This window comes from Lacibacter sediminis (genome assembly GCF_014168535.1).
Taxonomy (GTDB): domain Bacteria; phylum Bacteroidota; class Bacteroidia; order Chitinophagales; family Chitinophagaceae; genus Lacibacter; species Lacibacter sediminis.
The window spans coordinates 4,499,697-4,516,033 of record NZ_CP060007.1 but is presented as its reverse complement, the minus strand read 5'-3'; the positions used below and the strand labels follow the sequence as shown (position 1 = coordinate 4,516,033).

General features: G+C 42.0%; 10 protein-coding genes. 5 read left to right on the top strand and 5 right to left on the bottom strand.

The annotated features are described in order from the left end of the window. Window positions 1-11: 11 nt before the first annotated feature. From H4075_RS19200 to H4075_RS19185, 4 genes are all read right to left on the bottom strand, one after another. Window positions 12-569 carry a 1-acyl-sn-glycerol-3-phosphate acyltransferase gene (locus tag H4075_RS19200; RefSeq protein WP_182802435.1) on the bottom strand — a complete coding sequence of 186 codons (558 nt, stop codon included), beginning with the start codon at window positions 567-569 and terminating at the stop codon, window positions 12-14. Window positions 570-632: 63 nt separating this feature from the next. Beyond that, window positions 633-1,352: a LytR/AlgR family response regulator transcription factor gene (locus H4075_RS19195; RefSeq protein ID WP_182802434.1), complete on the bottom strand. Its 720-nt coding sequence runs from the start codon at window positions 1,350-1,352 to the stop codon at window positions 633-635. Next, window positions 1,345-2,508, bottom strand: coding sequence for a sensor histidine kinase (locus tag H4075_RS19190; RefSeq protein WP_220494791.1), 1,164 nt, complete (start codon window positions 2,506-2,508; stop codon window positions 1,345-1,347). The genes H4075_RS19195 and H4075_RS19190 overlap by 8 nt, the downstream gene beginning before the upstream one ends. Before the next feature lie 133 nt (window positions 2,509-2,641). Further along, complete coding sequence (locus tag H4075_RS19185) at window positions 2,642-2,998, bottom strand: hypothetical protein (RefSeq protein ID WP_182802433.1); 357 nt, start codon at window positions 2,996-2,998, stop codon at window positions 2,642-2,644. Window positions 2,999-3,288: 290 nt separating this feature from the next. Here H4075_RS19185 and H4075_RS19180 point away from each other — a divergent pair, with 290 nt between their 5' ends. Next, entirely contained in the window at window positions 3,289-5,148 is a 1,860-nt protein-coding gene (locus H4075_RS19180) for a phosphoenolpyruvate carboxykinase (GTP) (protein ID WP_182802432.1), read from the top strand. A 51-nt stretch (window positions 5,149-5,199) separates the two neighbouring features. On the opposite strand, the gene H4075_RS19175 is transcribed toward H4075_RS19180, so the two are convergent. Beyond that, on the bottom strand, window positions 5,200-5,517 hold the full coding sequence (locus H4075_RS19175) for a heavy metal-binding domain-containing protein (RefSeq protein ID WP_182802431.1): 318 nt from the start codon (window positions 5,515-5,517) through the stop codon (window positions 5,200-5,202). A gap of 130 nt (window positions 5,518-5,647) precedes the next feature. Here H4075_RS19175 and H4075_RS19170 point away from each other — a divergent pair, with 130 nt between their 5' ends. The 4 genes from H4075_RS19170 to H4075_RS19155 all read left to right on the top strand — a co-directional run bounded on the left by H4075_RS19170 (window position 5,648) and on the right by H4075_RS19155 (window position 16,312). Further along, window positions 5,648-7,432, top strand: coding sequence for a hypothetical protein (locus H4075_RS19170; protein WP_182802430.1), 1,785 nt, complete (start codon window positions 5,648-5,650; stop codon window positions 7,430-7,432). A 169-nt stretch (window positions 7,433-7,601) separates the two neighbouring features. Beyond that, the gene (locus H4075_RS19165) at window positions 7,602-9,383 is read left to right on the top strand and encodes a tetratricopeptide repeat protein (RefSeq protein WP_182802429.1); all 1,782 of its coding nucleotides are present in this window, start codon (window positions 7,602-7,604) and stop codon (window positions 9,381-9,383) included. 709 nt (window positions 9,384-10,092) lie between these two features. Continuing rightward, window positions 10,093-14,901: an Ig-like domain-containing protein gene (locus tag H4075_RS19160; RefSeq protein ID WP_182802428.1), complete on the top strand. Its 4,809-nt coding sequence runs from the start codon at window positions 10,093-10,095 to the stop codon at window positions 14,899-14,901. Between the two features lie 154 nt (window positions 14,902-15,055). After that, on the top strand, window positions 15,056-16,312 hold the full coding sequence (locus H4075_RS19155; RefSeq protein ID WP_182802427.1) for a vWA domain-containing protein: 1,257 nt from the start codon (window positions 15,056-15,058) through the stop codon (window positions 16,310-16,312). Window positions 16,313-16,337 lie beyond the last annotated feature (25 nt).

Genomic DNA, 16,337 nt, shown 5'->3' with positions numbered 1-16,337 from the left:
ATTAATGAATGCTATCCAAGATGTGCCATGCCTGCATCTTTATGTTTTCCCTCTATTGGCGCAAAGAAAGCGGTGATCTGTTTAAAGTCTAGCGCTTCATCGTTTGAAGGATGAACGATCGGACCATAAATCACTTGCTTATTTTTAAAATCAAACCCCACTAAAAGAATGGGAACATTTGCTTCTTTAGCAATATAATAAAATCCCGTACGCAGTTTTTCAACTTTCTTTCTTGTTCCCTCCGGACTCATTGCAATCCTGAACATATCATACTGTTTAAATTTATCAGCCACCTGCGATACCATTCCTTTAGATGAAGAACGATCAACCGGTGTACCGCCTAGTGCACGAAAAAACCAGCCGAATGCACCATCAAATAATTCTTTCTTACCAAGAAAGTAGGCTTTGTGAATAGGTGTAACATACCGTGCCGCCAAGCCAACTACAACATCCCATGCACTGGTATGGGGACCAACTGCTATGACCATCTTAGGTATATGATCTGGAAATGTTCCGTTTATTTTCCAGCCATTGAGTTTCCACCAAAGCGAAGTGATCCATCCAACCATACAATGCGATTTAGTGATAAAAGGTAGGCTGAAAATTGGAAGTGACAAAAACTTCGTAAAACATCAGGCCAATGTTTTGAGTACCTGCTGACGATATAGTTTGCCAATGGGGATTTCTGTTTTGCCAACATTGATGAGTTCGCTGGTAAACGAGTGAATGGCGGCTGCCGATACAATAAACGAACGATGTGTACGTATAAACTTTTGCTCAGGTAACATCGCTTCCACTGAACTGATGGATTGTTTGGTGATGATGGTTTCGTTACCTGTTACCACTTTCACATAATCTTTCATACTTTCTATGTAAAGAATATCGGAGAGCATTACTTTCATCATTTTTCTGTCTGCACGGAAATATACAAATGCATCTTTCTTTTCCGGTTCAACTGTTGGCCGTTCCTGTGAGTTACGAAGGGCAGTCTGTTGATAGGCTTTGTTTACTGCTTTCAAAAACCGGTCAAAGCGAATGGGTTTTAATAAGTAATCCATCGCATCTAACTCATAACCTTCTAACGCATATTCCGGATGAGCAGTAGTGAAAATTACTTTTGGAGGATGTGATAAAGTTTTTAAAAAGTCGGTGCCTGATAATTGAGGCATCCGTATGTCAAGAAAAATAAGATCAATTTCATGTTGTTGTAAAAAACCGATGGCCTGGATAGCATTGCCACATTCACCACATAATTGCAGCATAGGTGTATCGGTAATATATTGTTTGATGATTTCCCGTGCAGGCGGTTCATCATCAACAACAAGGCATCGTATGGTCGCTTGTTCATGCATGTAAAACAGTGCTTTCTTCCGGTAAAACAGCTACAGTTGCAGGAGATAACACCTGTAGTTCTGCTTTAAGGTTAATAATAAATACATCCGGTTCATTCATGATCTGTAATTCGTGTTTACCGGGGTAGAGTAACCGAAGTCGTTCCTGCACATTTTTCAAACCAATACCCGTTGAATGCGTTTTATCAGTTTGCATTTTTCCATTCAACAGCTTCATATGAAGAATATGATCGTTGATGCTGATGTGTAAACTTACCCATGGATGTTCAAGCATATGACTTGCGCCATGTTTAAAACAGTTTTCTACAAATGGTAATAATAATAGTGGTGCAATAGAATACCTGTTGGAATTCGTTGGCAGATCAATCGTTACTTCGAGTTTATTACCATAGCGGAGTTTTTCGAGCTCGATATAATCGGTAATCATTTTCAGTTCTTTACTTAATGCTACCTGCCTACGGTTGCCTTCATATAAAATGTAACGTAGCATATCCGATAGTTCCATCAGCATTTTGGAAGCAACAGGCGAACTGTTGCGGGTATGCGAATAAATATTATTGAGTGTATTGAATAAAAAATGTGGATGTATCTGTGCCTTCAAAACCTCTAACTGTGCTTCCATATTTTCTTTTTGCAGAATCAGGTTGCGTTGTTCTTTTACATACCAGTGTTTCATGAGCTTAATGGCAGCTGCAATACCGCCGATGGTAATACCTCCACGTAAACCGGCTAATAATCCTAAATAGATCGAAAGACCAATACCACTTCTTCTGATATTACTGATATAATCAGACCCCATAATTTGTTCACGCACCCATTCAATAATCGTCAGTGAAAGGAAAGCGGCCATTGCCGACGTAACAAGAAAAAGCACCACGACCCACGCAACAGTAGCAAGATATTTTTGTTTGAGTAAATACTTCGGGATGACAAAATATACGAGAGAATACGACAGGAAAATATGCGGCACCAAATAGATAAGCGATTCAACTGTTGATGAGAGTAAACGTAACTGGTAAGAATAGCCGCTGCGCACGGCAACAAATGAGTAGAGAAATCCCTGGAATATCCACCAGAATGCCCAGAAGCTGATGTGTCTTGAAAGCCGGTAGCGACGTTCGTCAGAAAAAATGAAGGGATATTTTTCAATCATCATACTTAAAGTTACACAGCTCGGCAGTCAATCCGAAGCATTATGTGCACTCATCGACAAACAATGTTTTTTCGTCGACAAACGGTTTTCAATGTTGATGAAAAAGGGCGCCGTGAAGACGCCTTTACCTGACTGGTTATTTTTTCCTGAAAACAGACGCTAAGATTTTGTCATCTTTTGAAGTAGTTCCCTCTCGCTCGTGTACTGCGATAGCTTGCTCAAGTGCTTTTTTCAAACGCATTTTTACCTTTATGCGATTGATGTTGAGTCTTGCATTTTTCACTTCTTCTTCATACACTAATTCATGCTGCAGGTTGTAAAAATATACAACCGCTTCTTTGGGTTGTTTTACATTACTCCTGATCACCCAGTATCCCTTTTCTGATACAAAACGGGGTGTACGGCTGCTAACGGTTACTTCCTGAGCTGAAGTTGCAGTACTTACACAAATAAACAAGACAGCAGGAATGTAATTTTTTAAATTGTTAGGCATATTAATATGGTTTAATGATTAAAAAGATGATACAGTAAAATTATATCTGTACAAAGGCAAAAAAACCTGAAATAGACAAGCAGTAATGATTTGGTTTCAGACTTCATTATTCGATCGACAAAAGCAGTTGGCGGCTTGTATGGTTGATTCGTCTAAAAAAGCACCTGTTTAGTGCAGGTTAGCTCTTATGGGTATTTCCTGCTGAATGATACAGATTGGACAGCACACTTACATCAGTCATATTTTCTCAACCTTAATATTTTTTACTTGCGGTATCTAAATCGAATATTATGTTTGTCGCATCAAAACCCCGCAAAAAAATGATTGCTCCTAACAAAACAGAATTAAAAGAATGGGTAAAAAAAATGCAAGAGCATTTTGAACCGGCCGAAGTACTGTGGTGCAACGGATCGCAGGAAGAATATGATCAGCTTTGTCAGCAGCTGGTTGATAAAGGAACCTTCATCCGCCTGAATCCCGAAAAACGTCCTGGCAGCTTTGCATGTTTCAGTGATCCAAGTGATGTAGCACGTGTAGAAGACCGAACATTCATCTGCAGTACACGTAAACAGGACGCCGGTCCAACCAACAACTGGATGGAACCTTCAGAAATGAAACATATCCTTGAAGACCTTACAAAAGGAAGTATGCATGGCCGCACCATGTATGTTATTCCATTCTGCATGGGACCTGTTGGTTCTAAGTTCTCCCGTTACGGTGTGCAGATCACCGATAGTGAATATGTTGTTGTAAACATGCGTATCATGACACGTATGGGCGATGATGTATTAAAACACATTAACGGCGAATGGGTAAAATGTTTACACACATTGGGTGCTCCGTTACAGGAAGGACAGACCGATGTGAAATGGCCCTGCAACCCAACAGTAAAATATATTTCTCATTTTCCTGAAGAACGTTTGGTGATTTCCTACGGTAGTGGTTATGGAGGTAATGCGTTATTGGGCAAAAAATGTTTTGCGTTACGTATTGCGTCTGTGCTTGGCCGTGACCAGGGATGGCTGGCCGAACATATGTTACTGTTGGGCGTAGAAAATCCACAGAAAGAAAAAACATATGTGGCTGCTGCTTTCCCAAGTGCATGTGGTAAAACAAATTTTGCCATGATGATTCCGCCAAAAGAAATGGACGGCTGGAAGATTACAACAGTGGGCGATGATATTGCGTGGATTCATAAAGGGTATGATGGAAAATTATATGCCATCAACCCCGAAGCAGGTTATTTTGGCGTAGCACCCGGTACCAACGAAAAAACAAATCCCAATGCCATGGCCAGTATCAGGGCCAACACAATCTTCACCAACGTAGCAGTTACACCCGATGCTGATATATGGTGGGAAGGAATGACAAAAGAAGTACCTGATGGAATGATTGACTGGCACGGAAACCCTTATGATAAAAACAGCGGGAAACCTGCTGCGCATCCTAATGCAAGATTCACAGCTCCGGCTTTTCAAAATCCTGCCATTGATCCTGAGTGGAACAATCCAAATGGTGTTCATGTATCAGCATTTGTATTTGGTGGAAGAAGAACTACAGCTGTGCCATTAGTTTATCAATCATTCAACTGGAACTTTGGTGTTTATCTCGCTGCAACCATGGGTAGTGAAATGACTGCTGCTGCATTTGGCGAATTGGGCAAAGTAAGAAGAGATCCGTTTGCGATGTTGCCCTTCCTTGGTTATCACATGGGCGATTACTTTAACCATTGGTTACAGTTTGGCCGTGACTTACCAAATGCACCACGCATTTTTGGTGTGAACTGGTTCCGCAAAAATGATAAAGGCGAATTTATGTGGCCGGGTTTTGGTGAAAATATGCGTGTGCTGAAATGGATCGTTGAACGTTGTAAAGGCGGAGCAAGTGCAGTTGAATGCCCGATAGGATGGAGGCCACGTTACCGTGATCTTACATGGGATGGGCTGGGCACTGATAAATTTGCACGTGAACAGTTCCATGAATTACAACACATCGACGCTGAATTATGGAAGCAGGAATTATTAGGCCATGAAGAGTTGTTCGAAAAATTATATGATCGTCTTCCGAAAGAATTTTTATTCATGCGTCAGTTATTGTTGAGTGCATTATGGCGCTCACCCAATGAAGTGCTGGCACCCGAAAGACATTAATACAAAAGAGCCGCTCTGACTGAGCGGCTCTTTATTTTTCATGAAACAGGTTTAGAGCTTTACTGCAGTGCCTGTTGCTACAACCATCAGCATACTGCCGCCACTGCCTACGGTTTCAAAGTCAAGATCAATGCCCACTACTGCATCAGCACCTAACTGCTGTGCTTTTTGCTGCAGTTCAACCAATGCATTTTGTCGTGCCTCTTCAATTACACGTTCATACGTACCACTTCGCCCACCCACAATATCACGGATGCCCGCAAAGAGATCTTTAAAAATATTAGCACCAATAATTGCTTCGGCTGTAACAATACCAATGTATTGCTGAATCGGTTTGCCTTCGATCGTGGGTGTTGTTGTGAGTAACATAGTTTTTTGTTTAAAGGTACAAAGCAGTTTGTGCTGTCGTGGTATCTGATTCAGGAATTTCGCCTTGGCCTACTGACAGCTTACACATATCATACAGCGTTAGCATTATTTTTCTATATTGGCACCGCTTATGAATCATCCCAAAACCAGACTACACGCTATCTGCATTGCATTGCTTCTGTTTACTTTTTTCAACTGCCGGGTTGAGGCGCAAACGCCGGTTCCCGCTGTAAATGAAATAATCAAATCATTAACAGAACATCCCAATAAAGCCATTTTGTATGACTATGCACTGGTAGAGCCGATTGCAAAAAGCAAACAGTCGGAAACGATTTTTCGTGAGCTGGAAGCAAAAGCGGATAACCATGAGTTGCGTGCACGGGTCTATGGACTGAAAGCCGCCGTCCTTTATCATCAAGATGTAGATCCAACCAATAATAAACTAGGCGAAGAAGACCGGGTGAGTGCTGCAACAAAATCGGCCATTCTTGAATTATGGAAAAAAGTAATGAACGAAGCGTACCTCTCAGGCGATGATCGTTTGATTGCGGTGGCAAGTATTTTTTACGGAAGTTCCTGCTCCATAATGAAAGAACTGGAGTTGGCCGTAACCTACACCGTGAACGGGCTGGAGCTGAATGAGAAGCTCGGCATCGAAAACAGCCCGGACAATTACATGGTAGTGGGCGAAATCTTTTATAAAATAAGGGAGTATGGTGAATGTGTAAGAAACAGTATCAAAGCTTTTAAGTTGTTTGAAGCACATAAACGACCTGGTGACACTGTATTGATGATGTTCTCAAGTAACACGGCTGCTCTCGGTTACCATCGGCAGCAGCAATACGATTCAGCTTTTTTCTGGTACCAGACATCGCTCAAAATGGCAACTGCATTAAAGCTCGATATATGGAAAGGCATCATCGGAGGTAACATGGGGCAGATTTATTACGAGCAAAGACAATACGACACGGCACTTGTTTTATTTCTGGCAGATCATAAATTCAGTACCGAGGGAAAGCTCTACGACAACGCAGCCAATTCCCTGCAATGGGCTGCACGCACTCAGGTTCGCCTGGGAAATAAATCGGCTGCCATGCAGTACCTGCGGGAAGCGTTTGGCCTGTTAAGGCAAACCCCTGAAATGTTTTACTTACGCAACACATATCAGGCGGCGGTAGATGTTTTCAAAGCAATGGGCAATTACGATAGTGCTTTTTATTACAACACAAAATACAGTGCGTTAAATGATTCATTGGAACGTGTGATTGCCTTAAGCGGTCTTGCTGTTTCCAAAGCAAGAGCCAACGATGAAAAAAGCAGGTACCATATCCAATCACTGCAAAAGGAGAAAGAGAAACAGGTATTTCATCGTAACATATTAATTGCGGCAATTCTACTGTTGGGATTTGTGGCTTTCCTGGTCATTACTAGACAGCGACTGAAAGCAAAGTTGCAGGTGGAGCGGATGCAACAGGATAAGCAACGCATGCAACAGGAAATTGCATCGGCACGTGAGCAACTTAAAATGTTTACCGAAAACATTGTGGAAAAAACCAGCCTCATTGAAAAACTGGAAGAACAGGCAAAAAACAAAGGGGATTCATCGGAACACCAAATCCTCATGTCCGAACTCAGTCAGCAAACAATATTAACCGAAGAGGATTGGCTAAAGTTCAAATCATTGTTCGAAAAAATTTATCCAACCTTCTTTCAGCAACTCAAAGAAAATTCAGCCGATATAACGGTGGCCGAAAAACGGATGGCTGCCCTTACCCGCCTGCAACTAACCAGCAAACAGATGGCGGCCATGCTGGGTATTTCGGTTGATAGTGTACACAAAACAAGACAACGGTTGCGTCAGCGCCTTCAACTCAGCTCCGACATAAATCTTGACGAATACATTGCAGGCATGTAACAGACTGCAACCTTTCTTAGTGCAAAATGGCTTTTCGTTGTTTCGGTACTAACCATTCTGAGTCTAAAAAACAACGTGCCTGTTACTGTCAGCGGTTTTTTTAGTTGACAATCTTCGTCTTACACACATCGTACAGCGTTGGTATTATTTTTCTATATTAGCCATGTTTATGAATCGTTCCAAAACCCAATTGCTCCGGATATTCATTACATGGCTGCTGTTTTCTTTTATCGTGTGCCCGACGCAGGCACAAACGCCTGTACTTAAAGAAGTCGACATAATCGACACACTAAATGGGTACGTTAAAAACGCTATTTTCTACAAATATGATTTAGTAGCGGAGATTGCAAAAAGCGGACAATCAGAAAACATCCTTCAAGAGCTGGAATCAAAAGCAGACAACCATCAGTTGCGGGCACGTTTTTACGCAATAAAGGCTGCTGTGTTTCTTCACGAAGATGTAAAACCAGAAATTAATTCAATGGCGGAATACCGGGCCAGCGAGGTAGTGCAATCAAGAGTTCTTTCGCTTTATGAAAAAACAATGAACGAAGCTTACCTGTCGGGGGATGACAGGTTGATCGCACAGGCAAGTCTTATTTGCGGCCAGGTTTACCATTCGTTGAAAGAGCTGGCACTGGCAGTAACCTACACCCTGAACGGACTCGAACTCAATGAGAAGCTCGGCATTGCAAACAGCCCGCACAACTACCTGGTTGTTGGAGAAATCTTGTATAAAATCAGGGAGTATGAAGAATGTGTAAAAAACAGTATCAAAGCATTTAAGCTTTTTGAAAAACTTAAACAACCGGGTGATACTGTACGAATGATGTTCTCCAGTAACACGGCTGCCCTTGGTTACCATCGCAGGCAACAATACGATTCAGCTTTCTACTGGTACAAAGCATCGCTGAAAGCGGCAACAGCATTAAACCTCGATATATGGAAGGGAATCATCGGGGGTAACATGGGGCAGATTTTTTTTGAGCAAAAAAAATACGATACGGCACTCGTCTTATTTCAAACGGATCATAAGTTTAGTAAAGCAGAAAAACTTTTTGATAATGCAGCCAACTCCCTGCAGTGGGCTGCACGCACACAGGTTCGGTTAGGAAATACGAAGGCTGCCTTGCAGTACGTAAGAGAAGCATTTCGTTTGTTAGAGCAAGCTCCCGAAATGTTTTATTTGCGAAACACTTACGTTGCAGCTGTGGATGTATTTAAAGCATTGGGCAATTACGACAGTGCTTTTTACTACAATACAAAGTACAGTGCGTTGAATGATTCATTGGAACGGGTAATTGCCATAAGTGGAATTGCCGTTTCAAAGGCAAGAGCCAACGATGAAAAAAGCAGGTACCATATTCAGTCACTGCAAAGCGAGAGAGAGAAGCAGGTATTTCAACGTAATGTCTTGATTGCTGCTATTATTTTGCTGGGCATGGTTGGCTTCCTGGTAATTACAAGACAGCGACTGAAAGCAAAGTTGCAGGTGGAGCGGATGGAGCAGGAAAAGCAACGGATGCAACAGGAAATTGCATCGGCACGTGAGCAACTCAAAATGTTTACCGAAAACATTGTGGAAAAAACCAGCCTCATTGAAAAACTGGAAGAACAGGCAAAAAACAAAGGGGAATCATCGGAGCAGCAAGTCCTGATGTCCGAACTCAGCCGGCAAACCATATTAACCGAAGACGATTGGTTGAAATTTAAATCACTCTTTGAAAAAATTTATCCAACCTTCTTTCAACAACTCAAAGAGATCTCAGCCGATATAACAGTGGCAGAGCAACGGATGGCTGCTCTTACACGCATGCAGCTTACAAGCAAACAAATGGCTGCCATGCTGGGCATATCTGTCGACAGTGTCCATAAAACAAGGCAACGTTTGCGGCAGCGCCTTCAACTCAGCTCCGACATAAACCTTGACGAATACATTGCAGGCATTTAACAAACTCACGGTGCGGCATAGCCTGAATGCAGCATTTTCTCAATTGTCCGGTTTTTGTCCTGCCTCAAAATTGCAGCTGTAAGCATGCCTGTACTATTTTCATATTCCTGACTGTTCATTCATCGAAATAGCTACATAGCGGTTTATCCAAAACCCACGTGTAGAGCCATCTTTGTTGAAAACAGGTAAACGGTTCAACAATCGTTTCAAGGCCGTTCTAACCTGCATCTTACTTTTTCCTCATGTTGATTAGATCAAGTATCAAAACCCGTTTTCTAATGGGTTTTCTTTTTTTACAACTGTTGCAACGGCTCATAGGTTTCCTTTTTTAGAAAATACATACAATCCATTTCTCTCGCCCAAAATCCTTAAAAATAAAGGCGCTTCAGTTCGTTGTCCGGTCGTTGTCCGGTACCCTGTCAGTATTTTGTACAGCTACATGTCAGCCCTTTGTCGCCTCAATTACTTGTATCCACCCTTCTGTGCCGCCTACCTTACAACATCAAAATTTTTTCATTTGAAACTGCATCTATGAGAAAAAAGGATTGGACATTGATTCTCTTGATCATCGCCGTCCTGCTCCTCATCCTCCTCGTGTATTTCATTTTCGAAAAAAGAATAGAATCCCTGCCTGATAAGATCAACTGACAGCTGCCGATACCCTGCGTAAACCGACCCAAACTTTTTCTTAATTACCAAACCTCAATGTATGTACAAAGTAAGCAATCATTATTGGTGGGATATTTTCTATCAACAGAATAGACATAATAACCGAAAATCAAGTTTTTTAAAACTGTTGGCTGTATTTTTATTACTAACAATTTTTCATAAAACATATGCTCAGATAGGGCCAGTTTTTACTGTTTGCCCCTGCGGCGTAATTGTACAAAACAACCAACCTTGTCCGTGTGTAACCTACTTCAGAGATGCCGATGGGGATGGATTTGGGAATCCAAATATTACGTTTTTAGGTGTTAGTGGTACTTTGCCTGCAGGGTATAGCGCAAATAATACAGATTGTAATGATAGTGATAAAACCATTTACCCGGGTGCACCAGAATTGTGCGATGGTAAAGACAATGATTGTAACAGCACAATTGATGATAATATCGTTTTTTTAATTTATTATTTAGATGACGATGGGGATGGATTTGGGAATCCTTCAATTTCAAAAACCGATTGTAGCATACCGGAAAAGTATGTAAGAAATAATACGGATTGTAATGACAATGATCCAGATATCAACAAGCCAGGTACCTTTTACAGAGATTTTGATGAAGATGGTTTTGGTGATCCAAATAGTACACAGCAAAGCTGTACTGCTACGCTGGGCGGGTATGTAACAAATAAAGATGATTGTGACGACCAAAATCGGTATGTAGCGATTAATACTTGGGTATTAGATGCTGATAACGACGCTCTTTATGTAGGACAACCTGTTACGACCTGTTCTTCTCCTGGCATAGGTTATCGTTTGAAAACAACACAACAACCTGGCGATTGTAATGATAACGATGCTTCAAACAAAACGGTAATGTATGTAAGCAAAAATGTTACAGGTTTTATTCAAGACGGTAATTCCTGGGCTACTGCTTTTAAAACTTTGCAGGATGCTTTGGCGAATGTTAACGGCTGTACAAGGCAAATTTGGATTGCAAAAGGTACTTATTATCCTGATGAAGGGGTGGGAGCAATCAATAATGATCGGAATGCGACATTCTCATTAAAGGAAGGCGTTTCAATTTATGGTGGGTTTTCTGGTATAGAAACATCCATTGATCAACGGAACTTAACGCTCAATAAAACAGTGCTTAGTGGTGATATTGACCAAAATGATAATGGTGGTATTGCTTCACAGGCCAATAATAGTTACCACGTAGTTGATGGATCAAATGCACGAAACGCACCCATAACAATTGATGGCTTTACAATTAAGGGTGGAAATGCACTTGGCCATTTCTTTTACGAAGAACTCGGTGCGGGCATTCATGGTGGTTCGGGCAAAGTGGTTAACTGCATTTTTACTGAGAATATTGCTAAGATCGGTGGTGCCCTTGCTATTGGGGGCTCTTACTATTATCTTGAAGGAAATGAACGTGTTGATGTGACCGCAGAAGTTATTAATTGCTTGTTTTATAATAATATAGCTGAGGCGGGTGCAGCAATATGCGTTTATGCAGGCCTGTCCAGTGGATACACAGGAATCACCAATTGCACTTTTTTCAATGAAGGCAGCATAATCACTACACAAGGGTTTTATGTAAGGCCCGCCATTCAAAACAGTATTTTTTGGGGAAGTGATGCTCCTTTTTCAACTGATTCATACGTTAAATACAGTATTATACAAGGAGGTCATCTAAATTATGACAACACTAGTGAGGGTAACCTTTCGGTAGACCCGTTATTCATTGATCCGGCTAATGGAAACTTCCAGGTTCAGCAAATATCACCAGCTGTTAATGCAGGCAACGATTTATTGTATAGTGAACTACTCGATTTGGCTGGCAATCCACGCAAAGCAGGTATAATTGATATGGGAGCGTATGAACTACAGCCACAGGTTCAACCATGTCCTTCCATTTCTACAATCACTACAAGCCCCACACCTGCATCCTGCCAAGGCGCTAATGTAACGCTCACCGCTTCGGGCTTAACGGGTATGGGTACTACTTATGGTATTACATTTAAATACTTTAATGAACAAACGACTGATCCCTATACAGGTGGCACAGTGATAGCGTCTTTGGTAAATGGTAGTCTGACAGACAATGGCACAGTGGCAACTACTTCCACATCTGCGCTACCATCTGGCAACGGGTTCATCTACGCAGTGTTATCGCCTGTGCCGGCAAATACTGAATGCAGACCTGCGCAAATGGTCAATGTCACGATAAATACCTTATCTACACCGCCCACAAGTATAACCGGCACAATCACGATTTGCAGCGGTCAAAGTACTACGCTGACACTTTCGGGTGGAACAGCGGGAACTGGTGCTACAGCACAATGGTTTGCAGGTTCATGCGGAAGCACGCTTATTGGAACGGGTAACAGCATTACCGTTTCACCCACTGTCAATACAACCTATTTTGTAAGATATAGCGGCACCTGCAATACCACCGCCTGTGCATCGGTAGCAGTAACGGTAAACACGTTATCAACGGCACCCACAGGTATTACCGGCACCACAACGATTTGCAACGGTCAAAGTACTACTCTGACGATTTCGGGTGGAATAGCGGGTACTGGTGCTACAGCACAATGGTTTGCCGGCTCATGCGGGAGCACGGTTATTGGAACGGGTAACAGCATTACCGTTTCACCCACTGTCAATACAACCTATTTTGTAAGATATAGCGGCACCTGCAATACCACTGCCTGTGCATCGGTAGGAGTTAACGTAAAAACTTTATCTACAGCTCCAAAGATTGCAGGTACGAACACGATTTGCAATGGCCAAAGCACTACATTAACGGCCTACGATGGAATAAGGGGAACTGGTGCAGAAATAGAATGGTTCGCTGGTTCATGCGACGGCACGCCTATAGAAGTAGGAAGATTTGCTATTACAGTATCGCCTGCTTCTACGACTACTTATTATGCACGGTACAAAGGCGATTGCAATACCACCGAGTGTGCTATGCGAACAGTAACAGTAAATACTTTGTCTGTAGCGCCAACTGCTATAACAGGTGATCTCGTTATTTGTACAGGTGAAAGCACTACCTTAACGTTAGCCGGTGGCTTTGCAGGTACTGGTGCTACAGCACAATGGTTTGCCGGTTCATGCGGAAGCACGGTTATTGGAACGGGTAACAGCATTACTGTTTCACCCACTGTCAATACAACCTATTATGTTAGATATAGTGGTATTTGTAATACCACCAGCTGTGCTTCGGTAGCGCTAACAGTGAAAACAGCAGCATTCATTGCCGTACCTGGAAATATCACACAAACGAATACAGTCGGCAAATGCGGAGCTACTGTTAATTACAACAGTACCGTTACAGGCTACCCGGCACCGGTAGTAACCTATCAGTTTTCAGGCGCTACCAATGGATCGGGATCAGGCACCGGCAGTGGCTCATTCTTTAACGTTGGCACAACTGACGTACTGCTGGTTGCTGAAAATGATTGTGGTATCAGTAGAAGCACATTCTCTATAACCGTCTCAGACAATGAACTCCCAACCATTATAAGTGTTACGGCAAGCCCGTCATCCTTATGGCCTCCCAACCATAAAATGAAGACGGTAACTCTTACCACAGAAAGTACAGATAATTGTGGCAAGCCAGATTGTAAGATCATCGGTGTAATAAGTAACGAACCCGAAGTCGGAACAGGCGATGGTGATCTTCCGAATGATTGGTTAATTACAGGTAGTAACACTGTTGAGCTGCGTGCAGAAAGATCAGGTGCAGGCAACGGAAGAATCTACGATATTTTCGTTGAGTGTACAGATGCATCTGGAAATAAAGCAACATCAAAAACTCAAGTGATCGTTGCCCACAACATCACCGCACCACAAAGTGGCGCTTCATATAAAATCGGCAGCACCGTCAGCTTTGCAGGTACATTCTGGGATGTACCCGGCAACAAACACACGGCCCGCTGGGTAATTGATAACAGCACCGTGGCCGGCAGAGTAACAGCCGAACCGAGTGGTTTGAAAAGCGGAACAGTTACCGGCAGTTACAAATTCAGTACAGCCGGTGTGTACAAATTAAAGATGGAAATCATCGACCATAATGGCAATGTCAGCTACGCTAATACAAACGGAGATATCGATGCTATTGTAGTGATCTACGATCCAAATGGTGGCTATACATTTGGTGGCGGTAGCTTCAATACAACGGCCGGAAAAGTAAGCTATGGCTTCCAGAATAATTATTTCAAAACAGCTACTAACCCGAAAGGCGAAACGCAGCTTGAGTTTAAGAATGGCGATTTTGAATTTAATGCACTCAATTTTGAATACCTGTCGGTATCAAATGCAAAAGCACAGCTGAGAGGAACAGGTAAAATCACAAATGGTCAGAGCGGAATCAATTTTATTATGACCGTAATTGATGGCGCATTGGACGGCACTGGTAAAGACAAAATCCGTCTGAAGATTTTTAACAAGAATACCAACGAAGTGTACTTCGATAATCAGTCAGGTGCTTCTGATGCAGCCGATCCGGTAACTGTGGTAAACAGTGGCAGTACAATTGTAATCGGCGGCACGGGTAAAACCCGAAACGAAGAGGAGCCTGTGATTACAGCAGTACCAACTTTCGAAGTCATCACCGCACCAAACCCAAGCGACAGTTACTTCACCTTAACCGTGAAGAGCAGTAACACAACCGATCGCATTTTGGTACGTGTAATGGATGAGCTGGGCCGTGTGGTAGAGCAGAAAGAAAATGTAATGTCCGGTACCACCATTCGATTTGGTGACAAGTATATCCCCGGTATGTACTTCATTATGGTACAACAAGGGAACAACAGCAAAGCAGTAAAATTGATACGTCGATAATTTTATTGGTTAAGTAAAGTGAGGCCGCCTGTTTCTACGGGCGGCCTTTTTTATTTTGAAGAAAAGAAACGTTCTCACTGTTAAAACAATGCAAACATTTTTTTTCGCTTGTGCATTTTCACAAGCTCCCGCATCCAACTAAAAAATCAACGCTATGCAATCTTATCGTAAACCATTACTGGCTGCTGTAGTTATACTCGCAGCTATTTTTACCGTGTCAGCATTTAAAGAACCTAAAAAACGAAAACAGGTAATCACACAAGCACAAACGAAATCATCAACTAAACAAACACCTCCACTGCAAACACAAACACCGCCAACAGAAAAAGAGAAAGAGAAAGAGACTCTTCCTAAGCCAGCAACTGATCAAAAAATACAAGTCGCTATTCTGCTCGATGTAAGTAACAGTATGGATGGACTCATCGATCAGGCCAAAGCACAACTCTGGACAATGGTGAATACACTCGGCCGTGTGCATTGTGATAATAAGGCGAATCCAAAAATTGAAATTGCATTATACGAATACGGCAGTCCACGTAACGATGAACGTAATGGCTATATCAAACAGATCAATAATTTTATTACTGATCTTGATTCACTTTCAGAAAACCTCTTTGCATTAACCACCGATGGTGGCGATGAATTTTGTGGCCATGTGATTTTCAAATCTGTTCAGCAATTGAAATGGGATCCAAATCCAAATTCATACAAAGTAGTTTTTATAGCAGGGAATGAAAGCTTTCGTCAAGGAAGTGTAAGTTTCTCACAGGCATGTACGGAAGCAAAAAGTAAAGGGGTGATCGTGAACACGATTTATTGCGGCGACCGTCAGCAAGGCATTCGTGAATACTGGAACCTTGTGGGCGAATGTGGTAACGGCAGCTTCAGCAATATTAACCAGGATCATAAGATCGAAGACATTGCTACACCTTATGACGATGAGATCTTTAAACTCAATGAAAAATTAAACAGTACGTATATTACCTACGGTGCAAGGGGCCAGGAGTTTTACAGCAAGCAGGAGAAGATGGATGTAGCTAATTCGGCAATGAGTAAAAAGGCAGCTATTAAACGAGCTGAAACAAAAAGTAATTCTAAAGTTTATAATAATGCTGGCTGGGACCTGGTAGATCGTGCTGCTGATAATGAAGCAGAAATTGAAAAGATCGATAAGAAAACATTGCCCGACAGTTTACAGAATAAAACTACTGCTCAACTGAAAGTAATTGTGAGTGAAAAGAAGAAAGAACGGGCAGCTATTCAAACAAAAATCATTTCACTCAATCAGCAGCGACAGAATTTTATCAACGATCAAAAAACAAAGGATGCAACAACAGTTGTTACACTTGAAACAGAAGTTGAACGCATCATCAAAGAACAGGTGAAGCGATTTAAGATGAATGTTCAGTAAAAAATGGAAGAATCAGGAAGAATGA